This window comes from Acidaminobacter sp. (assembly GCF_030247605.1).
Taxonomy (GTDB): Bacteria; Bacillota; Clostridia; order Peptostreptococcales; family Acidaminobacteraceae; genus Acidaminobacter.
This window is the reverse complement of sequence record NZ_JAOTSB010000024.1, coordinates 1-25,865: the sequence shown is the minus strand read 5'-3', so window position 1 is coordinate 25,865 and position 25,865 is coordinate 1. Positions and strand designations below refer to the sequence as shown.

Sequence of the window (25,865 nt, the reverse complement as noted above, 5' to 3'; positions counted from 1 at the left end):
TCTCCCTTCATTTGGTGGTAATTTTTGATTGTTAATTGATGACGGCGTGGGCATAGATACAGTCAAAGGCCTTTCTGACCAGCAAATCCTCTTTCAATGATTCGAAATCCTCGCCGAGAAAATCTTTGACCATCTCAAGGGAGATTTTCTGGCGGAGAGCTATGATCTTCGCCTCTTCCTCCAGCTCTGCCTTTGTGACTTCGAAGTTTTCTGCTTCAATAACCCGTTGAATGACCAACCTTGTCTTCACCAGCTTGAAGGCATCTTCTCTGAACGATTCCAATAGTTCGGCCATATCTTCCTGAATGAAATCGAAAGGAGCGCCTGTCGACATACTATCGTATTTCATCCTATGAGAGTGCTCTATGACCATTAGGGTGAGTTCTTGATTGACTAAGTCCTGTGGGACTTCAATGTCGTTGAGTGTCAGGACTTTATCGAGGATCGCGGTTTGAAGCTGACGTTCGGCATTTTTTGAAGAAGGTGCCTGTCTAGGCCGCTCCACTTCAATGCCTTTGTAGTGCATTATAGTGACCATCGGCATCTGTCCTTTTTAATGTGTGTGGGAAAGCCTGACGAGATTGAAGTTACTTATTGGTGCGTGCTGATGACTCTACAAGATGAGGCGCCGCTGATTTTGGAATGTATTCGGGATAGGGGAAGATTCATTAACCAAGGCAAATGCCGCCGTCGATTCTAAGTGTGCCTGCATTCATGAAGGCAGATTCATCACTCGCCAGGTAAACTGCGCCGCCGGCGATATGCTTTGGATCTGCGGCAACAAATCTCTCGGTGACCCATTCGCCAGCCAGAATCCAGTCACGAGAGCTTTTGTTGTAGCCGCTGCCGCGATGGATGGCGGCGCCTTTGTTGACCATAGCTTTTGGCCCCCATGCCGGATCGAGGCAGATCGAGGTCGCGTATGGACCGGGCTGGATGGTGTTGACACGGATGCCGCTTCGGCCGTATTCAAAGGCCATGCATTGGGCCAAGGACTCCGTTCCGCCTTTGGAGGCAATATAGGCGACGCCGGAGGTGCTGCCTTGCACAGCGCCGTTCGAGGTGACCAAGATGATGCTTGCTATGATTTCGTTCGGAAGGAAATACTTCAGACACGAACGGGAAATTTTCATGGAGCCTGTCAAATTATTGGCGATTACGAAGTCCCAGTCTTCATCTGCAAGTTCATCCGCCGTTGAAAAATAGTCCATGACGCCGGCGAAATGTGAGAGGACGTTAAGTGAACCGAAGGCTTCAACCGCTGTTTCAACTGCCTTGTCGCAATCTGCATTGCTGGTGACGTCACCTGTAAAAGTGACGAGGTTTGCGGAGAGGTCTAAACCTGCAACCTCTTTCGTCAGAGCGTCCAGACGGTCGGCTTTATTGTCCATTGCGACCACTTTGCAGTTTTCTTTGAGATATTCCAGAGTCGTTGCATTACCCATGCCTGCTCCGGCACCGGTAACAATCGCAATTTTTCCGTTTAATCTGTCAGCCATAGATAGACACATCCTTTTAATATTTTTGTGTGAGCACTAAATCGCATCCGAACTTCAAAACCTTATAGGACTCAGGATCACAGGTGTATAAGCTTAATCAGCCTTGTTCAGCCTTGATCACCCCACGGAAGCTGTAGTCTCATCAGCTGTCGGGTAATAGTGAAGAGCGACTGAGAAATGGGATCTTTCAACACATCGCAAGCTTTTGTACGCGGCATGACCGGGTCGTAGATCACAGCGCGAACATTAAACAACGTCTTTAAATCGGGATTTTCATCAACAAAAGTGTCCCAGGAAACCTTGGCAAAGTAGGAATTGCTCAGCTGACCCACCAGCATATGTGTTGAAGCGTCTTTCAAATTTGAGGGTGATGGATTCGTACCAGCGGTTTCGAGGAGATGCGCTGTTTTGAAGCCTTCATATGTTCTGAACTTTTTCAGGACTTCTTTAGTAAAGAACGCGTCCGTCTTCACATCACCACGTTGTTCTAACTTCACAAGCAGAACGGATTTGTCACCTTCGTAATCCGCAAAATCGGCAAAATCATCCACCATGACGCCAGGTTTCCAGAAATCCTCGCAAAAGTTGCCGAAGGCGGATGACACCGGCATCTTGTGAGGATCGCGGCCCCAGCTGTAACACATGGTTGTCCAAGCTTCAAGGTCAAATAGCTCATAGAGGGCAATGACACTGAAATCCAGATAGGCATCTTTGGGTTGGAACCTACTCTGTTTGAAACGCTGAACAGCAATAGACCCGTCCATCAGCATGCAGGTGAGAACATGCTCAGCGGTGTACCAGTTGTTCATTTCATCCGCACGGAATTCACTAATAGGATTGGACATACATAATGTAATGGCGTTCACAGGCTTCAACTACCTTTCTTTGAGATCTGTCATAGGACTGAAAATAAATCTTTGGGAATTCGTGCCCTTCCTTAGAACAGAGCCGGGATGGGGAGACGGCTCATTTTGGATCGCTCTAACTAAGTAGTGACAACCCTAATTATAAAAATATTCAGACTATTGTACATACTCAGAACTATGTAGATTAAGTGAAATAGGGTTTATTAATGACGGGAAAAGCAACGCAAAAATGAAAAGTGCCCACCCATTCCCAAATAAACTTCAGGGAAGGGTGGGCACCTATTTTATTGGTGGAGTGTATAAATATTCCTACCTGTTGTCCACCTTTTCCGGATACAAATCATGGTTTGCCATCCGGTTGAAGGCGACTTCCTGCCATTTGGTATCCGCTTTTCCGTAATTACAGTAGGGATCAATGGAGATGCCGCCTCTTGGCGTAAATTTGCCCCAAACCTCAATATATTTGGGATCCATCAGGACAATCAAATCTTTCATAATTTTATTAATACAGTCCTCGTGAAAATCACCGTGGTTGCGAAAGCTAAACAAATAGAGCTTCAGCGACTTGCTTTCCACCATTTTTAAACCTGGAATGTAGGAGATCGTAATGGTGGCAAAATCCGGCTGCCCAGTGATGGGGCAAAGACTTGTGAATTCGGGACAATTGAACTTAACAAAATAGTCATTTTCCGGATGTTTATTGATAAAAGTCTCCAGCACAGACGGATTATAGTTCATATCATATTTTGTCCCTTGGCTGCCTAAATGTGTGATGCCGCTTAATTCCTCGATTTTTCGTTCTGTCATATTACCGTGTCCTTTCAATAGGGTTTAAGTTTGCACCGCCCAAAACGGAAGTTCTGAGTATGCGTTAATGCTTGATCAAAATTAAAAGTCCATCAAGGGATCTAGGACGCCGTTCTTCTCAAAGGCAGCGATCCTGTCCAGACAGGTTCCGCAATGTCCGCATGGTTGGGCTTCCCCTTCGTAACAGCTCCATGTCAGCTCGTAAGGGACCTTTAAGTCAAGTCCGGTCTTAACCACTTGTTCCTTGGACATTGAGATAAAAGGCGCTTCAATCTTGAGCTGCTCTCCGCTTCCTATGAAAATAGCCAGGTTCATGGCTTCGTTGAAAGCATCGCTGCAATCCGGATACGCATTGCCAGTTGCGTCATCACTATGCGCGCCGTAAAAAATCAAACTGCATTTTTTGGATAAGGCAATGCTGGCAGCTGATGACAAAAACAAACCATTGCGAAACGGCACGTAAGTGGAGACCGGTTTCCCATCGAGTTGTTCAAGCTGCTTTGCATAGGATTCTTTTGCGATTTCCTTGTCTGAGTGCGCCATAAGCGTCGAATCACTGGACTCAAATATCTTTGCTAAATCGAGTTCCATTAGTTCAACCTGATAGTACGCCACAATTTTCTTCGCTGCTTCAAGTTCTTTTAAATGCTTCTGCCCATAAGCTATGGACAGCGCTACGACATTGTCACTGCCATATCGATTTACTGCCAGGCCAAGGCAAGTGGTGCTGTCAACGCCGCCGCTCAGGAGTACCAGTGCTTTCATTTCATAACCACCCTTTAGATTGATTTCACCGCTGCGCGGATCATTAGACGCCTTTTTCGTTTGGATTCCATATGACTTTATGCATTTGGAGCTGTAAGTTTACGCCATTCATATTATTAACCTTCATCAGCTCAACAATGTCTTTTAGGTCTATTTTCCCGAAGACCGCACTGAGGTAAACTTTGCATTTTCCAACGAGTGCGTGTTTGTGAATGATGTCCCTTGCAACATTAAAATCTTCCAGACTGCCAATGACAAATTTCACCGTATCCTTTTTGGTTAACAGATCAAAATTTGAGACCAACATGCTGGCTTCCATTAAACTCCCCGGAAGCTTGTAGTCCATGGTGAAGACAGGTGGGTTGTCCATTCGTGTGAAAGGCGTAATGTCTATACTTCCGTTTGTTTCGATTTCAACGCCTAAATCAACATCAGAGGTCAGCAGTTTCAGCAAATCAATAATATTAGGCTGCAGCAGTGGTTCACCGCCTGTCAGCGTTACATTTTTGATCCCAGTCTCTTTAATATAACGGTAGAGGTCATACTCTGACATTAAAGTAAAAGCAGCATTTTCTGTGTTTGCCCAAGCGGTATCACAGTAAGAACAGGCAAGATTACACCCTTGAAGCCGGATAAAGACTGCCAGTTGACCGGCTAAAGGTCCTTCGCCGTTGATGCTCACAAATTTTTCAATCACTTTATACTGCGCCATGAGGATCCTCCTCATAGGAAGCAGAGTTTGTGGGCGTTTCATAAACCGTGGCGGACTTAACCCTGTAGCCCTTTTGCGTCATTCTGTCATAGAAGTATTTCGAAAATCTCTCGGCAGTGGGACGGAAATCCACTTCTACGACGCGAAAGTCCTCCTCAATTAAAGCGGTGAGCGTCGAAGGTTTTAAAGAGCCCTTTTCAATTATGAGCACATGGTCAAAACAATCGACCTCTTCTTTAAGGTCCTTCTTCAGTTTAGAAAAATCGACAATCATGCCATCTAGCTGCTCACCAGTGTTCAGGGTGGCACTCATGATTTCAATTATGACGCGCCAGCGGTGCCCATGAATCTGGCGGCATTTGCCTTCGTAATTTGCGAGGAAATGGGCTGAATCAAAGCTGTGTTCGGATTTTAAAACATACACGGAGAGTTTCATCCTTTCGAAAATAATAAGATCGAGAAAAGTAACTTCAGCACGCAGTTCCTGGGCTAAACGCAAAAAAAGGAAGCATAAACTATGCCTCCTTAAATATCGCTTCAAAAAAACAATATAAAAATAAGCCCTAGTTTTGTTTATAGACAGGATGGTGCGAATGAACTGTCTTTGTGCGATTCCTATGAAGTATACCATCAGTGGCAGGAGAAGATCAAGAGTTGTTTAGTTTGGTGTTATGAACGACTATTGCATCTTTTAGGTTTTGCCGATGGTTTTTCATGGATACCCTGTAACAAAACCTGCACCTCGATCGTTATTGTGTATGAAGGGGAGGGATTGAGCATGAGAAAAAAATTGTTGTTCCTTTTGCTGATTATAAGTTCTCTAATAGCTCTAGGAAGTTTTTGCATGTACAAAATAATATCATCATTCGATATCAAGAGGGAGACAAAGAAATCAGGACTATATTAAAACAAGCTGAAGTCTTGGGCATCATGTTTGAGTTAAGTAAGGCGCAGATTTATGAGGATCAGGAAGTTTTGACTCAACCACCAAAAGTCAAATTTTGGATTGAATCAGAAGATGTAAGAATTAATTATTCGATTTGGGAATTGCCTACAAAAATGATAATATTTAATGAGAATAGCAGACAAGTTTATAAGATTTACTTCAATGAAAGTGACTATCTTTACAGATACTTCGGGAGTCGTTGAATTGTAGGTGTTAGAGCGATAGTTTTTTTGGAGGAGGTCAGCAAATGCTTACAGAATACGCCTATGCTCTACCCATGATCCTTCTGGTGATTTTCATTGAATATAAGAAAAATATATTTCTGCGAGAGGCGAACATGAAAGAGGTTGTCGTATGCAATATTAAGCCAAATCTAATCCGCCTTAAAACCTATGCATATTACGGTTTTGCTTTGTTATTTACTCTGTTATATAAAGAAGCAGCTGAGGCGGTTCGTGAAAATGTCGATCCGAGGTTTATTGGGCCGCTGATTTCTTCCTTTGTTCTGGCCTTCATGGTTGTGTCGCTGGTTCTTCTTCGATTGAATATGGATTTCTACATCAAAGAAAATGTGATTCATTTCTTTTACAAAGGCAATGTGAGTATTCCTGAAGAAGTTAGAGTCGAAGAAGTTTCTAAAACTAAATCATATGCAACCGTTAAATTGAAGGGAAATTCGGAGTTGGTTGGTAAGAAGTCTAGAATTAAATTACATGTTTACAGCGAAAACCTAGAGCAGTTCGAAAAATACATGTCACTAGCTGCGAGGTTATGATGGCAACTCTTTATGATAGATATCAAAAACTGAATATAGACAGTTCGATAATTGGCTTGGCCCGCGGTGAGAGCGAAAGTCACTACTTCTGTACGCCTGGAGGTGCGAAAGTAATAGGCTGGGCTGGTGCCGATGGGATTCACTATTGCTTCGTGCGCGGTTTTGGCGAGATGGTATTCGCCGTCAGCCCAATGAATACAAAGGGAAACTATGTGCATCCACTTGCGAGAGATTTTAAGGACTTCCTGAGACTCCTGATGACTTGCGGAGATACTGCGGCATTGGAACAGGCGAACTTCATGGATCAGTCGCAGTTTGATGCCTTTTTGCGGGATAATCCCATCACTGCTGAACAACAGGTTATTCTGGCTGCCATTAAGGACAAGTTAAGTCTCGTGCCCATGGAGCAACCCTTTGATTATATAAAAGCCCTGCAGACCGAGTTTGAATACAGCCGCATCAAATACACTGAGGATTATTATGCGTGTGTTCCAGCCGAGCCAAAGATTCCAGAATGGAAAGTTTACTTTGAAGGCAACTTTTGGGGACATCAAGGCCACGAAAGAGCCGGTAAAGAAATAGCCATGAATAAACAGTTTGTCTGGGGCGAAGAAGTTTGGCACATCCCATCGATTTATATCTGTAGCAAAGGGTTGGTCATGGACTTTTGCGTGCAGGTTCCGGCTGAGCGGATCCGTTCCTTTATGGACAAATGGGAGCTCTCCATTGAGAATGATGGCGCTGACTATTCGGATGAGCAGCGGATGCAAATCGAGGCAGAAAACCCGCTGAGTATTCATGTAAATCCCAAACTAATGTTGAACGGAACGGTCCATTCATTCGCCCGTGGCTGTGGTGTATCCTGGAATCCCTGCTTTCCGGAAAGTAATGATCCGGCAGCCAAGAGTGTGATCCAGCATTACGGCCTTGATCCTACAATAGGTTGGGGAGTCTGGCGCGCTGCTTTTCCTTGGATGAAAAAACTGAGGCCCTTAATTGAGACGCTCAGCGTAACCTTATCACAGGAACCGGTCGCTGTTTTGGGGCCTCATTTTCTTGCATCAAAGTCCGGTGAACACGTTGATTTCGCTCACCCGACTACCGGGGTACAACATACCCTGACCGTACTGAACTATGAGCAACAGAGTATTTCCCACGAGCACTTTGGCTGCCAAAATCAAGAATTTCCGACGCATTTTGTCCTTATGACCTATACACTCACACCTGATTTACCTGAGGGTGCTATCATGGTCACTGATACCGTACGTTCCGACAGACCACGGCAGAAGGGTGGAGGTCTCAATGAGCCACAGGCAGACAGTAGCGCTTGTATAGGCATTATTGGCGGTGCAGACGGCCAAGCGGCCATCCAAATAAGTGGAAGTGGACAAGGTGAGTACCGTACAGCGTGCTCTGCTTTACACTTTGAACCAGTTGACGAGGTGGAGTGGCGGATTATGTTCTATGAAAAAAGGCGCGATGATGTGACGGTGGCGCTGATCTGGACTTAACACTAACAAGCCTTGATTATTTTTTGAAACACTCACAATAATTGTTCAAATTATACTTAAAGTCTTTAATGGCTCTATTGTTTAGTGAATCGGTGAACTTAACTCGAAATATAAAAACTCTTTTAAAATATATAATTTTTATACTTCGGTATAAAAACATTTAAAAACGGCTATTTTATTATGCTATACTGTACTTAAAGCGAGGTGCTGATCATGGTTCAAAGAAAGCAATATTTGGGTAAGCTGAAAAAATTGAAAGACAAAAAAATTATCAAAGTAGTTACCGGAATACGCCGCTGTGGAAAGTCTACCTTACTTTTAATGTTTCAAGAATACCTGAAAGAATGTGGAGTAGAAGACAATCAGATTATCACTATCAATTTTGAAGACATTGCAAACGAACCTTTGCTTGATTATAGAAAACTTCATGATCATGTCACTAAGAATCTTCATCAAGATAAAATGGCCTATGTATTTTTGGATGAAATCCAAAATGTACCGCAGTTTCAGAAGGCAGTCGACAGTCTGTTTATTAAAGATAACGTAGATGTTTACATCACAGGATCAAATGCGCAATTGCTGTCAGGTGAGCTTGCCACATTGCTTTCAGGGAGATATATCGAAATTGCCATGCTGCCGCTTTCGTTTGCAGAGTATTATGAAATGGTTGGTGGAAATCAACGTGATGCTTGGAACAATTATTTTAAAAACGGTGGGTTCCCATATGCAGCTGTTATTGAGGAAGAGGAAATTCGAAGAGAGTATCTGATGGGCATTTATAACTCCGTTTTACTCAAGGATGTCGTAGCAAGAAAACGGATTAGCGATATCCCCCTTCTTGAAAGTGTAATCAAATTTCTTTTCGATAATATTGGAAGTATAGTATCTTCAAAGAAAATTGCCGATAGTCTGACCACTTACGGACGCAAAACAACATCAGTCACTGTGGAAAATTATATCGAGGCACTAACTGAGGCCTTCATATTATATAAAGCTGGCAGATATGATGTTAAGGGGAAACAGTATCTTAAATCACTTGAAAAATACTATCTTGTGGATGTGGGACTTCGCCGAATGCTGCTTGGTGACAGAAGTGCCGACCTGGGTCATATTCTCGAAAATATTGTCTACCTTGAACTATTGAGACGCGGAAATAAAGTCAGCATTGGTAAGATTGACAATAATGAAATCGATTTTGTTGCTGAGTTCGGTGGTGATCGAGTTTACTATCAAGTTGCGGCAAGTATTCTCGATCCCGCCACTTTTGAGCGTGAAATAGCCCCTTTGAAAAAGATTGCAGACCATTATCCCAAGTTCATCTTATCTTTAGATGAGCTGCCTATGGGAGATGCTGGCATCAAACAGGTCAATATTGTAGATTTTCTTTTGGGAAATTAGGATATGTGAAATGAACAACAAAAAAGGACCATGACTGCGAAGTCATGATCTTTTTTTGTTCCTAAACTATCACTTCATGAGCTCCAGATAATTATCCTTGGTAATGCTTCTATCATAGAGTATATAGCCCGGTTCGATATTAAACTGATAATAAGACATCGTGAAATGGAGGTGTGGACCAGTAGAAAAACCGGTTGAACCAACGGTTCCAATTAACTGTCCGCGTTCTACAAGTTCACCTTCGGAAACAAATAATTTATCAAGATGAAAGTAAACACTGAACAGCCCTTCACCGTGGTCAATAACAATACTGTTGCCCGTTAAGATCAGAGGCATGGAAAGCGTCACTTTGCCTGTGTTGGTGGATAGTACTTCAGCGCTTCGAGGCGCAGCAATGTCTATGCCTGAGTGTCTGTAATTCGTTAGAGCGCCGTTGACAGTGCGAGACTCACCAAATTCAGTGGAAAGTCTGCCGATGGTTGGCAAGATAAAGCTTTTTGTATAATACTTTACAGGTGAGGACAGTTCCCGTGAAGGGATAAAGTATTTGTTATATTCAGCATAGGCATTATCATTTCGCGTGCTGGCTTCAATATTGGGATCCACTGTTAGTTTTTGGACTCTGAATTCCCTAGCAATGATTTCAATATCCTTTGATAATTTGATACCGGTTTCAGAATCGGTAAATTTAAGACTATATCTGCCTGGTATTGTACTGTAGTTGGTTGGGATATACCCTTGGATCACACTGTTTTGATCATACCATTTAAAATTTGGATACAAGTCTTGAACCAGAGCTATTTCAGAAGCGCTCGCTGCGTGAAATAAAGAGATTTTTAATAAATCGCCCTGTTTTAAAGTGGTTTTTGAAAGCACGATATTCAGGGGAAGCTTGAGGTCTGTAATAATGCCCAGTTTTACGAGCAGTTTATAAGACAATACTGCAGCCTCCGCCCTGCTGGCATAGTGTTTGGGCGCAAAGGTTCCGTCAGTATAACCTGATATGAAATCCAGGGCAACAGAGGCAACTGCATTCTCGTAATAACCTGGGGATACTGTCCCCAGGTCGCTTAATCTTGTGCTTGCTTCGTTTAGGACTAAAGGATCCACTGAGACTCCTGATTTATTATACGCATTGACAACGATACTGGCCATTTCTTCTCTCGATATGTTGTTGTTGAAGGTTGATTTATCCATAGTCCCGTATTCATTCGAGCGGATAAGGCCACCTTCAAGTGCCGCTTCAATGTAGGGTTGTCCCCAGTACTCATCGTGTAATGGCGCTCGAACATCAACCCCTTGTGAATTGACGACAATCGCGATAAATTCTATTCTTTTAACGCTGTCATTAGGTTTGAATGAACCATCCGGATAGCCGGCTACAGCGTTGTAAGTTGTAACCTTTTCTACATAGGATTTTGCCCAGTGGTTCTCGATATCGCTAAAAGTTGCGGCAAAGGAAGGTGCTCCAAGGGTCAAAGTGGATCCGGCAATAATCGCAATTGCCAGAAGCAAATTGAATATTGGGTTTCTATATTTATATAACATTTAATGTGCTCCTTTCGAAACGGTATTCACAGTACATTTTTAGTGTTATTATATCTGATTTTTAATTATTGTGAATGATCTTATACTTAAAGCTTGTCAGCCGGCGGCGGGGATTCCTACGTTTACTTCATGTCAATATTGTTGTATCATGTACTTAACAAAAATACAATGAGTATCACAGAGAGGTTTGTCTTATGCGAGCGAGTGAAAGTCTAGAAAAAAGTATAGAACACAGAATCATCGACAGCTTAAACGAACTTAATCGACCTGACTTATTCAGAAGTCCCATCATTGGCTTTTCATCAGCTGAAGATGAGCGATATTCAAAACTCAAAGAGATCATTGGTGATTGGCATCTAAACCCTGCAGAATTGCTGCCGGATGCTAAAAGTGTGATCAGCTATTTCGTGCCTTTCACAAAAGCAGTTGCAATGGAACCTCTAACGGTGGTGAATGGTTCTTTTTTATGGTCGGAAGCCTATCAGGAAATCAATCGGCATTTCGACAAGATGAATCAAGCGGTGGCCGACTATTTGACAAAACGTGGCTATTCAACAAAAACGATACAGGCAACACATACCTATGATCAAAAGGATTTGAAATCAATGTGGTCCCATCGGAGCGCGGCAGCGATTGCAGGTTTGGGTGCATTTGGTCTGAACAGATTGCTGATCACAGAAAAGGGCTCCGCCGGACGCTTTTGTACGGTGATCACCTCTGCGCCGTTACAGGCGAACATAAAACCAATTGAAAATAAATGCTTATATATGAAAAATGGATCTTGTTCACTTTGTTTGAAAATATGCCCTGTTCAAGCACTTGAGACTGAATCATTCAAGAAGTTTGATTGTCAGGATGAACTCAACAAAAATCAGTCGCTGATGACGGCAAGCACACCTTTGGAAATGGCAGATACCTGCGGGAAATGCATTAGTATTTGCCCAGTGGCATACGTTGAATAAGGTCTGATACAGAAGAACATTATTTCGCGATTTTGCTTGGAGGAATATGAATTATAAGTGCAGCCTGATCGGCAAGTGAGTTGAGTAAAATAAACAAAAACGCTCTTAACCTTCAAAAGTGGTTTCGAGCGTTTTCTCTTTTTTGTGCCGATGGACGTGCAACGAACTGCCTTATTTTGCCTTACCCTGTTCCTTTTCCAGCGCAGCCTTGCAGTAGCCCATACATTTATCAATCCACTTAATGACGTATTCTTCCCTCAGAATAGCGCTTTCCAGCACAATAAAGTCTCCAAAGCGGTCTGTATCATGAGGCGGGACACCACCCTGGTATTGTTCCATGGTTTTGTTAAGAATCGACAAGCGCTTCTTGTGCTGGATCAATTGGCTTTCCAACAGGTGAATTCGGGATTCCAGATCCAGGTTGTTGCTGAAGTACATCCTCAGACGAAAAATGTCTTTTGGCGTTTTTTCCACAGGCTCATCCTTGTGAAGCCATTTGAGCAGCTCCAGCTGACCTTTTTCAGTGATGGTATATCGCTTTTTTTCCAGAATATCGCCGCTGATTTCAATATCGAAGACAACAAGGCCTTCGTCCAGCAGTTTTTTCAGCTCGGGATAAATTTGACTGTGCTTGGCATTCCAGAACTGGCCCAGCTCATAATCAAATTCCTTGCCAATCTCATATCCGGTCATGGGTCTGCGATTCAATAGGCCCAGTACAGCAAATTTCAATGTTCTCATAAGAATCCCTCGATATCCATGAATTATTGATGATTTCGAGCCGCTGCAGATCAGCAGATTCAGGCTACAAGATTACCTTAACATAGCGTATTGACGTTGACAAGCAGACATGTTATGCAATAGGGATTAAATAAAACAGGTATAGTTAAACATATAAATATTGACATGTTTAATGTGGCTATGGTACAACTTAATCAGAATCAAGGAGGGCATTCATCATGATCAGAAAGTATCCTAATCTTTGTAAACCTATTCAAATAGGAAACGTGCATTTCAGAAACCGCATGTTTGGAGCGCCTATGGGTGGCACAGACATCACAGCGGACTGCACGATCGGGCGCGCATCCACAGCCTTTTACGAACTTAGAGCCAAAGGCGGCGCCGCTTCCGTAACGGTGAGTGAGCTGGTGGTTCATCCGGAAACGGAAGGGTCACATATGTATCATTTGGATCTGCAGACGGTGGGTGCACTGTCCAGCTTTACCTACACCGCAGATGCCATCAGACGTCACGGCGCCATTGCCAGTGTGGAGCTATCCCACTCAGGCCAGTATGCCGGCACCTATTTGACAGATAAGGATAAGAAAAAGGGGCTCAATCAGTGGGGTCCAAGCGAAGGGGTGCGGCCTGACGGTCTTGAAGTTCAGGCACTCACCGAGGCAATGATCGCGGAAATTGTAGAAGCCTACGGAACCAGCGCCGCGCTGGCGAAACGGGCCGGCTTTGAAATGGTGATGGTCCACGGCGGCCATGGTTGGCTGATAAATCAGTTCCTGTCTCCTTACTTCAATAAGCGGACGGATCACTATGGCGGAAGCCTGGAGAATCGCGTGCGGTTTGCACAGGAAGTTCTGGACAGCGTCCGAAAAGCTGTAGGTCCCGGCTTTCCCATTGAATTTCGCATGAGCGGCTCAGAGCTGTTTGATGGCGGCTATGACCTTTCTGAGGGTGTTGAAATTGCAAAACTTCTGGAATCCAGGATTGACCTGCTTCATGTGTCGGCGGGCACTTATCAGCGCGGATTTGGCGTGACCCATCCGTCCATGTTCCTGCCACATGGGAGCAATGTCTATCTGGCGGCGGAGATTAAGAAGCATGTGAGTGTACCTGTTGCGACCATCGGCGGGCTGAATGATCCGGAGATGATGGAAGAGATTGTCGCGTCCGGCAAGGCGGATATTGTTGAAATGGCCAGGGCATTGCTGGCGGATCCTGAGCTGCCAAAGAAGGTCATGACCAACCGGGATGACCACATCATTCACTGCCTCAGGTGCTTCACTTGTATGGCGGAGCGGGCTATGACTGCGACCAGGCGCTGTACAGTCAACCCGCTCATAGGGAGGGAGCTGGACGGCATGGAAATCCTGCCGGCGGCAAAATCGAAGAAGGTGCTGGTGGTAGGCGCCGGTCCGGGCGGACTTCAAGCGGCGCTGACGGCTGCGCGCAGAGGACACAAGGTCGTGCTCTGTGATAAGGGTGATGAGGTCGGCGGCAATCTGGTGGGTGAACAGGCGATCCCGTTCAAGCACGAGATGTACAAGCTGGGCGTCACCCTTGGAAAGCTGGCGGAAGAGGCCGGTGTGGAAATCAGGCTCAACACGGTCGTGACGAAGGCTTACGCGGATCTGGAGAACGCGGATGCCATCCTTTTGGCGCCTGGTTCCGCGCCTATCCTGCCTCCAATTCCGGGGCTGAATGGAGACAGTGTCATTGTGGTAAATGACTTGCATCACCGCCGGGATGAAGTGAGCGATCAGGTGGTTGTGCTCGGCGGCGGCCTGGCGGGCTGCGAGGCGGCGATCCATTTCGCGCGTGAGGGCAAACAGGTGCATTTGGTGGAAATGCGGGCAGAGCTTGCGCCAGACGCGAATATCCGACACCGTCCGCTTCTTTTGGGAGAGATCGAGGCGCGCGGCATTAAGGTTCTTACCGGCCACAAAGCAGTGCGTGTCCAGTCCGAGGGCCTGGCTTGCTTAGACCTGGAGGGCAGGGAAGTACTGGTGCCCGGGACGACCATAATTTGTGCTGCAGGGCAGCGTCCACGCCGCGATGTCGTGAACGCGCTTTGGGACAGCGCACTGGAAGTGGCTCAAATTGGAGACTGCGTCAAGGCGTCAACCATTACAACGGCCATTTATCAAGGGCATCATGCGGCTATGGACCTGTAATTTCAGTGGTTGTAAAGAGCTATGATGTCTCGCCATTTGAAACAAGACAATTTGTGATGTGCTAGGCTGTGTTAAGTTGAATTGGTTGAAGTAGAGAAGACCATCGGCAGCGTCTTAAAGCGTTCTTCGAGAAGCTTAAAGATTGCCGATGGTCTCCTTTTTTGGAGAGATTGATTAATTATGTAATATAAATGAATCCATTCAGGTAATAGAAATTCAATATTTTTACATCATCCACATGATACAAGAACTTAGTTTTTTCAACAAGTTGAGCCAGGTAAAATAATAGAAGTTTATTGATAGAAATTTTGTTGTTTCATTTTTCTGAGAAGTTAAAGTTATTGATCGTTGAAATTACTGGATTCTTAATAAAATAACTGAAAATATAGATAATTCAAAAGTGCACCTAACGATTATTACATAATGTGGTAAATGTGTTCGTTGTGGCCGAAAAAACTAAACTGTATGATGGAACTGTGAGAAGCACCAGAACACGCAAAAGCGTTTAAGAAAAATCACATAATAGTGTCTGTACTCAATGAATGAGCTTCACCATGATTTTTTTGGTCATAACACGGGTCTTCCTCCTGCAGTGATGTTAGTAAAAAACATTAGATCACTTAAAAAATCAATCCTGAATTTATTAAAATATCAGAGTCCTCAATCTGATCATAAGCAATAAAATTATCTTAATAATAAAACCAAAAAGGAGAATTGACATGTTGAAGAGAAAATATTTGTGGTGGGATCAGTTGTCAAAAGATGAAATTTTGGAAGATGTTAAAGAGTGTGATATCGCAATTTTACCAATTGGCGCAATTGAGCAGCATGGCCCTCATTGTCCTTGTGGCAGTGACGCCTACAATGCAAAAGGTTTAGCAGAACGCATTGCTGAAAAGACAGGCGCAATGCTTCTGCCACTTATGCAGTACGGTGCTCATCCTTACCACCACTGGTATATGCCCGGTAACTTGCCGCTTTCTTATGAAACTCATATTGGGGTGCTGTGTGACATTATTCGTGCAGCATCATTTACCGGATATAAGAAATTCTTCATTTTATCTGCTCATGGTCAACTGTCCACCACTATGATTGCTGTTCATAAATTGGGTCTGGAAGGTTTCTTTACATTATCTTGTCACTGGTATGATTTGCTTAGAGATAACCAGACGGTGCTTTCAACACCAATGGTACATGCTGATGAAGCAGAAACCTCATTAGCTTTGTACATGTACCCTGAATATGTAGATATGAGCAAAGCCGTGGATGATGGAGGAGAACCGCTGGTCAGCAGAGAATTTGTGAGCCTTCCTGGCATGACGCCAAAACCTGGCCAAATGTTCTACTTTGAAGGAACAATAGCGAGACCTGAATACAAAGAGTTGGAAAGCGGTGTTATAGGCTGGGCAACGAGAGCAACGACAGAAAAAGGTGAGCAGATCGTTACTTCTGCTGTAGATTACATTAGTAAAATAATTGAGGATATTAAAGAGCGATATCCTGTGGGTGTAGTACCTCCGGTTAAGTAGAACAAAGTCATTCAAAACCTTATGAATGGGGGAGGGCGTATGGTTAATCTTGGCATAGGGAAACAAAGGATTACCTCAAAAGATGTGGCGCGAATTGCAGGTGTCTCTCAACCTACTGTTTCAAGGGTTTTTTCATCAGCAAATAAAGTCAAACCTGAAACTCGAGATAAGGTTTTGAATGCGGTTCTAGAACTGGGATATAAACCAAATGCAATTGCTCGAAGTCTTACATCTCAAAGGACAAACATTATTGGAATCGTAGCTCAGTTAAATAAAGATTTTTCACTATACACTTTGGATTTAATTTCGAGAAAACTGCAGACAGAAGGCAAGCAAGTTTTGCTTTTTAACGTTGATACAGACCAGGAGTTGGATGATGTAATTTCCAAGATGTTGCAGTACCAGGTAGATGGTTTGGTTATAACCGTAACAACATTCACTTCTAAACTAGTAGAAGATTGTGCAAGACAAGGGACCCAGATCTTACTGTTCAACAGACAAATGATGGGGATAAATATTAATTCTGTAAGTTCTGATAATGTCGACGTAGGGCGAATGGTAGCGAACTACTTGTTAGATACAGGACATAAGCGACTGGCATTTATTGGTGGCAGAGACAAAGTTTCATCTAGTAACGATCGCCTGAAAGGTTTCAGAGACCGAATTCAGGAACGGGGCGTCGATAATCTCGTTGTAGTGTATGGCGGTGAGTATTATTATGAAACAGGCAGAAAAACAGCTAGACAATTACTTCTAAGTCAGGACAGGCCTGACGCAATTTTTTGTTCAGGTGATGTATTAGCATTAGGTGCAATGGATGCTGCTCGTCATGATCTAGGTCTCAACATACCTGACGATGTTTCTATTATAGGCTATGATGATGTGACGATTGCCTCATGGCCGTCCTACTCATTGACCACAGTGAGACAACCTATTGTGGAAATGGTGGATACGGGCGTAGAAATGCTTTTAAAGAGTATTGAAAATTGTGACTTTGAGCCTGAACTGAAACTATTTCAGGGTCAGTTGATCAAGCGTACATCAGTGCGAAGCTTATAATCTTAATAACAATAACTTCACCATCTTCGCGCGGCTTACCTTGTACAGATGAATAGGTACAGATGAATACAGCATGGATCTCTAGATTCGCTGAATAGACCACAAAGTAATTGCAGAGAACGAAAGCGACAGACAAGACTGTATAGTCAGCGAAAAAGTTCAGGAGAATAGGGTATAAATAATGAAGACCATCGGCAGATTAAAGTCACTTAAAGCGTTCTCACGAGAAGCTTTAGGTCCTTGCCGATGGTCTTTTGTCGTATTCAATTAACCCAAAATTTCAAACTGTACTCTAAGTTGAAATTTTATCTTGTCCCCAATTATAAATAACTTCCAACGCTGGCACGAGTTCCAGTCCGCTATCCGTTAGTGAGTATTCAACGCGTGGTGGAATTTGGCTAAACTCTACTCTGTTGACGAGACCATTTTCTTCTAAGCTTTGAAGAGATCGAGTCAACATTATATTTGTAATCCCGACTAAACTTCTTTTAAGCTCGTTATAACGCATGGTTTTATTTTGGTATAATTTCCAAAGTATGGGCAATCTCCATTTTCCGCCAAGGATGTCCATAGCATAAATCATGACACAATTTCGATTGTTAATGACTTCAAAATGCTCATCTTCAAGCATAAAAATTTCCTCCATTAGGGCACATAAATGTGCGTACTTGTAAATTTGTTTCTTAATGTTATATTGATTTTACATTCAATCAACCTAATGTGAAGGGAATTGAACAATTGGGTACGAGGAGGATCAGCTTGGAGAAGAATCAGATTCAAACCGAAAAAGCACCAAAAGCTGTTGGACCATATTCACAAGCAATTGAATACAACGGTATTGTCTATGTTTCTGGGATTATTGCAATTGATCCACTTACAGGTACTTTGTCCGGAAATGTCGAAGCTCAAACAGAAAGGATCCTCACTAACATGAAGGCCGTTTTGGAAGCTGCGGGCAGTTCTATGGACAAAGTAATTAAAACAACGGTATTTCTCAGTGATGTTAATGATTTTGGCAAAGTTAATGGGGTTTATGATAAGCACTTTTTAAAGCCATATCCAGCACGGATCTGCGTCGAAGTGGCTAAGATTCCACTAGGGGCGCTGGTTGAAATTGATGCGATGGCGCATTTATAGTTAGGAGGAAAATATTATGTTGAACTATTATGTAGTAGATGCATTCGCCGAAAAAATTTTCGAAGGGAATCCAGCAGGCGTTTGTATAATGGACGAATGGATCCCGGACGAGAAAATGGACAAAATAGCAAAAGAAAACAATCTGTCCGAAACCGCCTTTGCAGTTAAAGAAGGTGAAGCTTACGGCCTAAGGTGGTTTACACCTGGTGGTGAGATTGACCTCTGTGGACATGCGACTCTTGCAACGGCGTATGTGATTTTTAGATTTATTGAAACGAATGAGAAGGTACTCCATTTTAATACTAAGATGAAGAATTATCATTTGGTCGTAACAAAAAAGAATGATTTGTATGAAATGGATTTTCCGACTGCATTACCGGAAAAGTACCAATTGACCGATCTGATGGTTGAGGCTCTTGGCGCAACACCTGTTGAGGTACTAAAAACGGACAGGGACCTGATCTTCATCTTTGATTCAGAGGACGTAGTTAAAAATCTAAAACCTGATTTTTCGAAGCTGAAGCAAATTCCTGAAGGATTATCAGCGTTTGTCACAGCGAAAAGTGAGAACTTCGATTTTGTGGCAAGGGCATTTTGGCCAAAGATAAATATTGATGAAGACCCGGTATGTGGTTCAATGTACTGCAGCCTTATCCCGTATTGGAGAGAAAAAAAGGGATTAGATAAAATGGTGGCAAGGCAAGTATCGGAGCGCGGTGGTACAGTTTACTGTGAGTATTATGGTGATAGAGTGAAATTAAGTGGCGGTGCAGTGCTTTATGCTATTGGGAATATATGTGTTGATGAAGCATAAGCGTTTCGAAGTTGAAGGAATGTATTAGCGGTTGGCTGTAGATTTGCGAAATATTCCACGCAGAGCTATAGGGCTAGAAAGCGTAGGACGTTTTTTAAGGGCAAGCCTCCACCAATAACAATTGAAAAAATGCACCCTCCCATCCTAATGTTCAATGATTTGAAGGATGGGGAGGGTGCATTTTTAGTATAAAGATTTCGATTGAAAAACAATTGGCTATGCAAAAGATGAAATTTCATAAACCATCGGCATAATCTTTTACCTAGAACGAATTCACCTGAGCTATGTTGTAATCAGATTCCTTTTCAAACATATCTTCGCTGCGGGCGATGCATAATGTACTGACGACGTCGCCAGTGACATTCAGTGTCGTGTGGCCCATGTCGAGGATTCTGTAAATGCCTGCGATCAAGCCCATGATGTCGACCGGGAGGCCCATAGTATTGAGGAGCATGATAGTGAGGACAATGCCGCCACCCGGGATGCCAGGCGCGCCAACGGAGATCAGCGTCGCGAGGAGGATGGTCATGAGCTGCTGGGTCAGGCTCATTTCGATGCCGTAGATTTGAGCGACAAAGATGACGGCAACGGCGAAGTAGTTTGCGGCGCCATTCATGTTCATGGTTGCGCCGAGCGGAAGTGTGAAACTGGCCAGTTCGCCTTTGACCTTGTAGTCTTTTTCTGTGACGCTGATGGTGACAGGTAAGGTACCTGAGCTGCTGGTGGTACTGGCAGTAACCGCCCAAATTTTAGGGATGTATCTGAAAAAGTCGGTTAAGCTGACTTTCGCAATGAATTTAAGCATAAATGTATAGAGGACTAGGACGATCAGGATCATGCCGACATAATCCGCAAGGATCAGTTTTCCGAGCGGTCCAAAGATTTTAAGACCATACTCGCCAACAGAAGTGGCAATCAGTGCTGTAACACCAATCGGTGAGAATTCCATGACGAAGTTCGTGACTTTGTACATGATTTCAGTGGCACTCTCAAAGAAATCTTTTACAGGCTTTGCTTTGGAACCGACAAATGTAATGGCAATACCGAAGAAGATAGAGAAAACGATAATCTGGATCAGATTTCCATCCACCAGCGCCTGAACAGGGTTGGTAGGGACCATATTTAATAGGGTGTCCAAAAGCTTTGGTGCTTCTTTGACTTCAACATTGCCCGTCTGGATCAGCGCCATCGAGAAGTTAGCGCCCGGTTTGATGAGTTTTGCGGCGAACAGGCCAATCAACCCGGCGATGCCTGTGGTAACGAGATAATATAGCAATGTTTTGGAACCGACGCGCTGAAGCTTTTTAACATCCCCCATGCTGGCGACACCACTGACGATGGAGAAGAAGATGAGTGGAACGACGATCATTTTGATTAAACGTAGGAACAGATCTCCCAGGGGTTTGATAATGAGGATTTTTTCTTTAAAAATAACGCCGAGAAGGATTCCCAAACCAAAACCTATAAATACCTTTGTGCTAAGTTGCATTTTTTTCACGGGGCTTAGCTCCTTTCAAGTTTTAGTTCATAAGATTTAGATGATAAGACCTTCCAGTATTTCCTTTGTGACCAAAAGGAACTTGTCAACATCCTCCGGACCGTGGCAGTGGAGCGGAGATACTCTGACGACGCCGTCCAATGACAGGGATTCCAACATGCGTGCGGAATAAGGACTGCTTGAGACACGTTCATAAACAATAATACTTTTATCTCTGTAGAGCTTTGTCAGTGTGTCGCAGTCGCAGCCAACGACGCTGACAGCAAGGATCAGATCACGTTTAGATAAATCTTCTGTGTCAAAGTGGACTGTAATGCCCTTCATATGACGCATCCCCGGGATTTCAGGGGTTCCATTAAGCATTCTGTCGAGAAGCGCCATTTCCTGGTACTTAATTTTGGTCATCCCTTCCTCAATTAAGGTTCGGCGATCCGCACTATCGTTAAACTTGCTGCCCAACCAGCAGATGTAATCAATCACTGCAGTAACGGACGCATAGTCGGATGGTGTAGGGCTGCCGAGCTCCCATTCGTTTTCCAGCTTCGCGATCAGTTTGTGGTGCGGCAGCTTTGCGACACGGTCAGAGACATAGGCAAAGGCAACGCCGCGATTGCCGAAAAACTTGTAAGGCGCGAAATTCATGGCATCCACCGGTGTCTTCTCAAGGTCGATCAGACAGTGAGGCGCATGTTGGACGGCATCGACAACAATATGCAGATCGGGTTTGATTTTTCTGGCTTCCGCAATGATCGTCTCAAGGTCCATAATCGCGCCTGACAAGTTTGATGCGTACATGATGCTGAGGACACAGGTATTTTCGTCAATGAGTTTTGTAATGGCATCGACTTCAATTCTGCCTGTTGTCTGATCCGCTGCAGCAATCCGAAGCTCTTTGCCGGTTTTCTTTGCGTAGAAAGCACAGGCATCATAAGCGGAAGGGTGTTCCAAACAGGATGTAACGACGTTTGTACCCGGAACGTTTTCAATGATGGTGCCAGTCACATCAAAAATAGCCATGGAAGCGGTGTAGGCAGGAAGGATGCTGCCGCTTTTCGCGTTCAATAAAAGACGAATGTCATCAAGGCCTTTGTGCTGAACACTTTTAAGTTCTAATGAGGTTTCGTGCTGCCTTTCGGGACAATCCGGGAACTGGGCGTAATACTGGTCAACTTCAACCACGGACTTTAGCCGGAAGGATCCACCGGCGTTCTCAAAGAAGACGCGCTCTCCAATGTTCTTATCAAAATCTACATTGTAAAAGGCTTGGCGTACTTCTTTTTGAAGGTCATCAGGGAAGAAATCGTAGTGTATCGCTTTGGATGTCATTGTATTAAAAGCTCCTTTCGGGACGAATCAACTGTGACAGAATATTCAGAACAATAATGTCGAACAATTCTCAAAATGTGTTTGCGCAAACACGGGTGGTTCAATGTTCTTTCATGAGAACAATATACTCCAAAAAGAAAAGGTTGAATAGCAGATATTTTAGCTATATAATTTCGATGATATCGCTATTAAAGGAGTGCTGAATATGAATCTTATTGAAATTGAAGCCTTTCTCGCGATCGTCGAAACCGGGAGCGTGTCGAAAGCCTCCGAAAAGCTGCATTTATCGCAATCCAGCGTCAGCCACAGACTCAAGCTTCTGGAACGAAATCTGGATGTGCAACTGATTGAGCGCAACAAAGGCCAGCGCTATATCCTGTTGACGCCTAAGGGCGAGGACTTTATCCCCATCGCTGAACGATGGATATCACTGCATAAAGATACAACCGCCTGGCAGAAGATTGAGCAGAAGCAGAACCTTAGAATAGGGTGCATTGACAGCTTCAATGGCTATATTTTCCCACCACTTTATCAGCAATTTGTGAAGCCTACAGCGCCTATGAATTTGACCATTAACACCCATTGGTCCAACACGGTGTTCAACCGGCTGGAAACGCATGAAGTCGATATTGGCTTTATAATGCGGAATTTTCACTCTAAAAATATCATCAGTGAACCTTTATTTGAGGAGCGGATGGTGGTGGTCAGCGCACCGGATATGTTGACGCTGCCGGATTTGGTTCACCCCAGGGAGCTGAACCAGGCGAATGAGCTATTCATGTATCTGGGTCCTGAGTTTCAGATCTGGCACGATTACTGGTGGGATCCGGCAAAAGCTTCCGGCTCCACGGTGGACATTGCCATTTTGATTTTGACTCTACTGGATTCTGCTGAGTTGTGGTCCATTGTTCCGATCTCGATGGCCCGGTCCTTCCAGAAAGTCAAAAATATCAAGATTTCGGAGCTGTCTTCTCCGCCGCCCAACAGGGTTTGTTATAAAATTACGCACCGCAATCCGAGTCCGTCCAGTGCTTCCGCGCTGATTCTGTTCGATGCACATCTTAAGGAATTTGTACAAAGCGAGACTTTGGAGAGTTTGCTGAAATAGCTGTAATAATATTATTAGAATTGCATAACCATCGGCAGTGCTTAAGGCTTTTAAAGTTTTTAAGACGTTTGCCGATGGTTTTTATTTGCCATTTTTCCGATTTTAATATTAGAAAAGTGAATATGCGTGAGAAAGTGAACTTGATGTTGAATTCCGATAAATAAGGGCTAAGTTGATGATGAGGCAAATTTTAAATGAAGTATAGGCTAATATTTCATGTAAAATAATGGGGCTAAAAATAGTTAGCACACAAATCTTATTTTGTGGAATAAATCTCTGGATGACAAACAAGAGAAACGAGTCTAATTCCTGAAAACAGCTCCAATTCAATTGTTCAACGATTGGTTCTAATGTTCAACGATTACTCGGAAAATGCACCCTTCAGTTCTAATGTTCAACGATTTAAGTTTATGTTAAATACGCTAACATAGGTGCATAAGGCCATATGTGGCATTATAGTCTAAAGAACGTGAAACAAGCGTTCTTGCGAGAAACCACGCAGGCCGCTTGTTTCAAAGCATTGAGTGCAAAATAAAAACACCTGCTGATAAATGCTCATTATCAATAGGTGTTTACAGATGTGGAAACACCCACAACAATTGATAAAATGCACCCTCCCATCCTAATGTTCAACGATTTGAAGGATGGGGAGGGTGCATTTTTGTTTTGAGGGGTGCAAAATGGGAATTGTGCCCAGTCGGGCATATTTTTGATTTTTATTGGCGAAATTCAGACTCTTGACGATTGTTCGCGTCCTAACTAATTACATTATTCTATATTATGCTCAAAATCTGGACGATTATGGGCTTCAGTTCCATATAACTTGACTTATTACCATATCTGAGTGAGACATGAATGTTTTGCACTAAATGCTTATAAAAAGTCAAATGTGTAAATTAAATTCCTTTAAATCCAAATTACACCAAGTGTGAAAGTGTTATGCTACAATAGAAGTAATTCAATAAATATAGTGAATTATGATATTTTGGATAATCTCCAATGCGCCGACTTATTTTGAAGCCATACACAATGTGAGGTTGGATGATGATGCTGTTATTTCTGATGTGTATTGAAAACGTTGAGGATCGAACAAAGCTTGAAGAAATCTATGTCAAATACCACAGAACTATGTATTTTATTGCACTTGATATTTTAAGAGATCCACATTCTGCTCAAGATGCTGTTCAAACCGCAATCTTGAAAGTCGTAAAATATTTGGATCGCATAAACGATATTGACTGTAACAAAACGAAGCACCTAATCGTTACTATTATAAAGAGTACTTCCATTGATCTATACAGGCAAAAGAAAAAAGAGACCAATTTACATTCTGATCTTGTGGATGAGATTACTGATTTTCAAGCATCGAATATTGAGGATCTCGTCATAAAAACTAGTGAGGTTCATGAGCTCTTGAGAAAATTAATTGAGATCAATTCTGACTATGCGGATATTTTGACGCTTAAGTTTTATCATGATTTCAATGACAAAGAAATTGCGCAGCTACTCAATATTTCACATGAAAATGCACGCGTGAGATTGTTTAGGGCAAAGGCGGCACTCAAAAAAATAATAGGATCTGAACGGTCAAAAGACTTGGAGTATAAAGGGATGTGTGAGAATGAAGGTTCATATTGAAGAAGAGGACAAATTGCTGAGTGGGCTCTATTATCAAATTGGAAAGCAATATGCTGAGCATATTTCAAAAGAGTTGGAGGATATGGATGAGGCAGTGAATCAACTGGATTATCCAGAAGGACTGAATGCATGGTTTCAAGAATTTCTTCAAGAAAACGAAAAGAAAGAACAAAACGTCAGAAGAAGAAAACAATTGAATGGATTTTCAAGGAGAGCCGCGATCTTTCTAATCGTCATCATTTCAGGGTTTGCTTTGACGACGCTGAGTGTCGAGGCATTCCGACTTCGGCTCTTTAATTTTGTGACGGAGATTAAGGATCAATACACTAAGATTGAGTTTAGGGAAAACAATGGACCTAAAGAAGAGCGCACTGGATTGGATTTGGAAAACACGCTCTTTCCAGGATATATGCCAATGGATTACACGTTGACGGAGAGTCAGGAATTTGGAACTATGAGGATTATGCATTTTTCAAATAATGAAGGTGAAGTTATTGAGATTGCACAATCACCCATCGGCACGAGCTTTCAGGTGGATACGGAAAATGCAGTTACATCTGAAGTTGAGATCAACAACGGTAAAGGCATATTAATTGTAAAAGGCAATGTGCGCACTTTAATTTGGACAATAGACCAGACCGCGCTTTATATTATTGGGGAAATAAACGAAGCTGAAATTATAAAAATTGCAGAGAATGTTACATTTAAAGATAAAAATTGAAAATAGTAGTATAAAGAGTAACAAAGCCATTGCTCCAATCGTTATATTGATATGAAAGGAGGACACAGGATAGGGATGATTATCTACAAAAGCATCCTTCCGCTTTACTATAAATGGAAAGTGGTTCCCTGTAAAATTATATGAATGATAAAAATGAAAATTTTATAAGGAAAATACATATATTGCGCAGAGATATGATATACAAATTAATTCTTACAATTTTTGAAGCGCTATACATTACTTATATTGTATACATAGGCATTGCGCTACCTAGAATAAATATAATAGCAGTACTTATTGGTGTCCACTTAGCCATAAGCATTGTGGACGTTTGTAT

24 protein-coding genes are annotated in these 25,865 nt (G+C 43.0%); 12 read left to right on the top strand and 12 right to left on the bottom strand.

What is annotated here, in order from left to right:
- Positions 1–31: 31 nt before the first annotated feature.
- From OEL90_RS11180 to OEL90_RS11150, 7 genes are all read right to left on the bottom strand, one after another.
- Positions 32–538 (bottom strand): hypothetical protein, encoded by a 507-nt coding sequence (locus tag OEL90_RS11180; protein ID WP_300688603.1) that lies wholly within the window; start codon positions 536–538, stop codon positions 32–34.
- A 130-nt stretch (positions 539–668) separates the two neighbouring features.
- A complete protein-coding gene (locus OEL90_RS11175) occupies positions 669–1,499 on the bottom strand; it encodes an SDR family NAD(P)-dependent oxidoreductase (RefSeq protein WP_300688602.1) in 831 nt (276 codons plus the stop codon).
- Between the two features lie 107 nt (positions 1,500–1,606).
- Positions 1,607–2,365, bottom strand: a complete 759-nt coding sequence (locus OEL90_RS11170) for a hypothetical protein (RefSeq protein ID WP_300688601.1) — start codon at positions 2,363–2,365, stop codon at positions 1,607–1,609.
- 309 nt (positions 2,366–2,674) lie between these two features.
- Positions 2,675–3,172 (bottom strand): preQ(1) synthase, encoded by a 498-nt coding sequence (gene queF / locus OEL90_RS11165; protein ID WP_300688600.1) that lies wholly within the window; start codon positions 3,170–3,172, stop codon positions 2,675–2,677.
- A gap of 81 nt (positions 3,173–3,253) precedes the next feature.
- On the bottom strand, positions 3,254–3,937 hold the full coding sequence (gene queC / locus OEL90_RS11160; RefSeq protein WP_300688599.1) for a 7-cyano-7-deazaguanine synthase QueC: 684 nt from the start codon (positions 3,935–3,937) through the stop codon (positions 3,254–3,256).
- 43 nt (positions 3,938–3,980) lie between these two features.
- A complete protein-coding gene (gene queE / locus OEL90_RS11155; RefSeq protein WP_300688597.1) occupies positions 3,981–4,649 on the bottom strand; it encodes a putative 7-carboxy-7-deazaguanine synthase QueE in 669 nt (222 codons plus the stop codon).
- Positions 4,636–5,073 (bottom strand): 6-pyruvoyl trahydropterin synthase family protein, encoded by a 438-nt coding sequence (locus tag OEL90_RS11150; protein ID WP_300688596.1) that lies wholly within the window; start codon positions 5,071–5,073, stop codon positions 4,636–4,638. Before OEL90_RS11150 ends, queE begins: the two co-directional genes overlap by 14 nt.
- A gap of 769 nt (positions 5,074–5,842) precedes the next feature.
- Between OEL90_RS11150 and OEL90_RS11145 the strand changes: the two genes are divergently transcribed.
- From OEL90_RS11145 to OEL90_RS11135, 3 genes are all read left to right on the top strand, one after another.
- Positions 5,843–6,370, top strand: a complete 528-nt coding sequence (locus tag OEL90_RS11145) for a hypothetical protein (RefSeq protein ID WP_300688595.1) — start codon at positions 5,843–5,845, stop codon at positions 6,368–6,370.
- On the top strand, positions 6,370–7,881 hold the full coding sequence (locus OEL90_RS11140) for a hypothetical protein (RefSeq protein ID WP_300688594.1): 1,512 nt from the start codon (positions 6,370–6,372) through the stop codon (positions 7,879–7,881). The genes OEL90_RS11145 and OEL90_RS11140 overlap by 1 nt, the downstream gene beginning before the upstream one ends.
- A gap of 213 nt (positions 7,882–8,094) precedes the next feature.
- Positions 8,095–9,279, top strand: a complete 1,185-nt coding sequence (locus OEL90_RS11135) for an ATP-binding protein (RefSeq protein ID WP_300688593.1) — start codon at positions 8,095–8,097, stop codon at positions 9,277–9,279.
- A 69-nt stretch (positions 9,280–9,348) separates the two neighbouring features.
- Here the strand turns inward: OEL90_RS11135 and OEL90_RS11130 are convergent, their stop codons facing one another.
- Positions 9,349–10,827, bottom strand: coding sequence for a peptidoglycan DD-metalloendopeptidase family protein (locus OEL90_RS11130; protein ID WP_300688591.1), 1,479 nt, complete (start codon positions 10,825–10,827; stop codon positions 9,349–9,351).
- A 194-nt stretch (positions 10,828–11,021) separates the two neighbouring features.
- Here OEL90_RS11130 and OEL90_RS11125 point away from each other — a divergent pair, with 194 nt between their 5' ends.
- Complete coding sequence (locus tag OEL90_RS11125) at positions 11,022–11,789, top strand: hypothetical protein (protein WP_300688590.1); 768 nt, start codon at positions 11,022–11,024, stop codon at positions 11,787–11,789.
- A gap of 171 nt (positions 11,790–11,960) precedes the next feature.
- Here the strand turns inward: OEL90_RS11125 and OEL90_RS11120 are convergent, their stop codons facing one another.
- Positions 11,961–12,530: a PadR family transcriptional regulator gene (locus tag OEL90_RS11120; RefSeq protein WP_300688589.1), complete on the bottom strand. Its 570-nt coding sequence runs from the start codon at positions 12,528–12,530 to the stop codon at positions 11,961–11,963.
- A 218-nt stretch (positions 12,531–12,748) separates the two neighbouring features.
- On the opposite strand from OEL90_RS11120, the gene OEL90_RS11115 reads away from it, so the two are divergent.
- The 3 genes from OEL90_RS11115 (at position 12,749) to OEL90_RS11105 (ending at position 17,286) form a co-directional block, all read left to right on the top strand.
- Positions 12,749–14,698 (top strand): NAD(P)/FAD-dependent oxidoreductase, encoded by a 1,950-nt coding sequence (locus OEL90_RS11115; protein WP_300688588.1) that lies wholly within the window; start codon positions 12,749–12,751, stop codon positions 14,696–14,698.
- A gap of 719 nt (positions 14,699–15,417) precedes the next feature.
- Positions 15,418–16,227, top strand: a complete 810-nt coding sequence (locus tag OEL90_RS11110) for a creatininase family protein (protein WP_300688587.1) — start codon at positions 15,418–15,420, stop codon at positions 16,225–16,227.
- A gap of 39 nt (positions 16,228–16,266) precedes the next feature.
- Positions 16,267–17,286, top strand: a complete 1,020-nt coding sequence (locus OEL90_RS11105; protein ID WP_300688586.1) for a LacI family DNA-binding transcriptional regulator — start codon at positions 16,267–16,269, stop codon at positions 17,284–17,286.
- Positions 17,287–17,578: 292 nt separating this feature from the next.
- Here OEL90_RS11105 and OEL90_RS11100 read toward each other — a convergent pair whose 3' ends face one another.
- Positions 17,579–17,917, bottom strand: coding sequence for a winged helix-turn-helix transcriptional regulator (locus OEL90_RS11100; RefSeq protein WP_300688585.1), 339 nt, complete (start codon positions 17,915–17,917; stop codon positions 17,579–17,581).
- Between the two features lie 128 nt (positions 17,918–18,045).
- Here OEL90_RS11100 and OEL90_RS11095 point away from each other — a divergent pair, with 128 nt between their 5' ends.
- Entirely contained in the window at positions 18,046–18,423 is a 378-nt protein-coding gene (locus OEL90_RS11095) for a RidA family protein (protein ID WP_300688584.1), read from the top strand.
- 16 nt (positions 18,424–18,439) lie between these two features.
- Positions 18,440–19,237, top strand: a complete 798-nt coding sequence (locus tag OEL90_RS11090) for a PhzF family phenazine biosynthesis protein (RefSeq protein WP_331488130.1) — start codon at positions 18,440–18,442, stop codon at positions 19,235–19,237.
- A gap of 262 nt (positions 19,238–19,499) precedes the next feature.
- On the opposite strand, the gene OEL90_RS11085 is transcribed toward OEL90_RS11090, so the two are convergent.
- Positions 19,500–20,726 (bottom strand): dicarboxylate/amino acid:cation symporter, encoded by a 1,227-nt coding sequence (locus OEL90_RS11085; RefSeq protein WP_300688628.1) that lies wholly within the window; start codon positions 20,724–20,726, stop codon positions 19,500–19,502.
- Positions 20,727–20,771: 45 nt separating this feature from the next.
- Positions 20,772–22,061: an aminotransferase class V-fold PLP-dependent enzyme gene (locus tag OEL90_RS11080; protein ID WP_300688583.1), complete on the bottom strand. Its 1,290-nt coding sequence runs from the start codon at positions 22,059–22,061 to the stop codon at positions 20,772–20,774.
- A gap of 205 nt (positions 22,062–22,266) precedes the next feature.
- On the opposite strand from OEL90_RS11080, the gene OEL90_RS11075 reads away from it, so the two are divergent.
- The 3 genes from OEL90_RS11075 to OEL90_RS11065 all read left to right on the top strand — a co-directional run bounded on the left by OEL90_RS11075 (position 22,267) and on the right by OEL90_RS11065 (position 25,528).
- A complete protein-coding gene (locus OEL90_RS11075) occupies positions 22,267–23,169 on the top strand; it encodes a LysR family transcriptional regulator (RefSeq protein ID WP_300688582.1) in 903 nt (300 codons plus the stop codon).
- A gap of 1,044 nt (positions 23,170–24,213) precedes the next feature.
- Positions 24,214–24,807: an RNA polymerase sigma factor gene (locus OEL90_RS11070; RefSeq protein WP_300688581.1), complete on the top strand. Its 594-nt coding sequence runs from the start codon at positions 24,214–24,216 to the stop codon at positions 24,805–24,807.
- The gene (locus tag OEL90_RS11065) at positions 24,791–25,528 is read left to right on the top strand and encodes a DUF4367 domain-containing protein (protein ID WP_300688580.1); all 738 of its coding nucleotides are present in this window, start codon (positions 24,791–24,793) and stop codon (positions 25,526–25,528) included. Before OEL90_RS11070 ends, OEL90_RS11065 begins: the two co-directional genes overlap by 17 nt.
- The last annotated feature ends 337 nt before the right edge of the window (positions 25,529–25,865 follow it).

Excerpts from the sequence above, each read along its gene's own strand:
- queE (WP_300688597.1), bottom strand. The coding sequence starts at position 4,649 with ATGGCGCAGTATAAAGTGATTGAAAAATTTGTGAGCATCAACGGCGAA.
- OEL90_RS11110 (WP_300688587.1), top strand. The coding sequence starts at position 15,418 with ATGTTGAAGAGAAAATATTTGTGGTGGGATCAGTTGTCAAAAGATGAA.
- OEL90_RS11175 (WP_300688602.1), bottom strand. The coding sequence starts at position 1,499 with ATGGCTGACAGATTAAACGGAAAAATTGCGATTGTTACCGGTGCCGGA.
- OEL90_RS11065 (WP_300688580.1), top strand. The coding sequence starts at position 24,791 with ATGAAGGTTCATATTGAAGAAGAGGACAAATTGCTGAGTGGGCTCTAT.
- OEL90_RS11085 (WP_300688628.1), bottom strand. The coding sequence starts at position 20,726 with ATGCAACTTAGCACAAAGGTATTTATAGGTTTTGGTTTGGGAATCCTT.
- OEL90_RS11090 (WP_331488130.1), top strand. The coding sequence starts at position 18,440 with ATGTTGAACTATTATGTAGTAGATGCATTCGCCGAAAAAATTTTCGAA.
- OEL90_RS11070 (WP_300688581.1), top strand. The coding sequence starts at position 24,214 with ATGATGCTGTTATTTCTGATGTGTATTGAAAACGTTGAGGATCGAACA.
- OEL90_RS11145 (WP_300688595.1), top strand. The coding sequence starts at position 5,843 with ATGCTTACAGAATACGCCTATGCTCTACCCATGATCCTTCTGGTGATT.
- OEL90_RS11140 (WP_300688594.1), top strand. The coding sequence starts at position 6,370 with ATGGCAACTCTTTATGATAGATATCAAAAACTGAATATAGACAGTTCG.
- OEL90_RS11180 (WP_300688603.1), bottom strand. The coding sequence starts at position 538 with ATGGTCACTATAATGCACTACAAAGGCATTGAAGTGGAGCGGCCTAGA.
- OEL90_RS11115 (WP_300688588.1), top strand. The coding sequence starts at position 12,749 with ATGATCAGAAAGTATCCTAATCTTTGTAAACCTATTCAAATAGGAAAC.
- OEL90_RS11125 (WP_300688590.1), top strand. The coding sequence starts at position 11,022 with ATGCGAGCGAGTGAAAGTCTAGAAAAAAGTATAGAACACAGAATCATC.
- OEL90_RS11080 (WP_300688583.1), bottom strand. The coding sequence starts at position 22,061 with ATGACATCCAAAGCGATACACTACGATTTCTTCCCTGATGACCTTCAA.
- queF (WP_300688600.1), bottom strand. The coding sequence starts at position 3,172 with ATGACAGAACGAAAAATCGAGGAATTAAGCGGCATCACACATTTAGGC.
- OEL90_RS11135 (WP_300688593.1), top strand. The coding sequence starts at position 8,095 with ATGGTTCAAAGAAAGCAATATTTGGGTAAGCTGAAAAAATTGAAAGAC.
- OEL90_RS11105 (WP_300688586.1), top strand. The coding sequence starts at position 16,267 with ATGGTTAATCTTGGCATAGGGAAACAAAGGATTACCTCAAAAGATGTG.
- OEL90_RS11120 (WP_300688589.1), bottom strand. The coding sequence starts at position 12,530 with ATGAGAACATTGAAATTTGCTGTACTGGGCCTATTGAATCGCAGACCC.
- OEL90_RS11075 (WP_300688582.1), top strand. The coding sequence starts at position 22,267 with ATGAATCTTATTGAAATTGAAGCCTTTCTCGCGATCGTCGAAACCGGG.
- queC (WP_300688599.1), bottom strand. The coding sequence starts at position 3,937 with ATGAAAGCACTGGTACTCCTGAGCGGCGGCGTTGACAGCACCACTTGC.
- OEL90_RS11130 (WP_300688591.1), bottom strand. The coding sequence starts at position 10,827 with ATGTTATATAAATATAGAAACCCAATATTCAATTTGCTTCTGGCAATT.
- OEL90_RS11100 (WP_300688585.1), bottom strand. The coding sequence starts at position 17,917 with ATGCTTGAAGATGAGCATTTTGAAGTCATTAACAATCGAAATTGTGTC.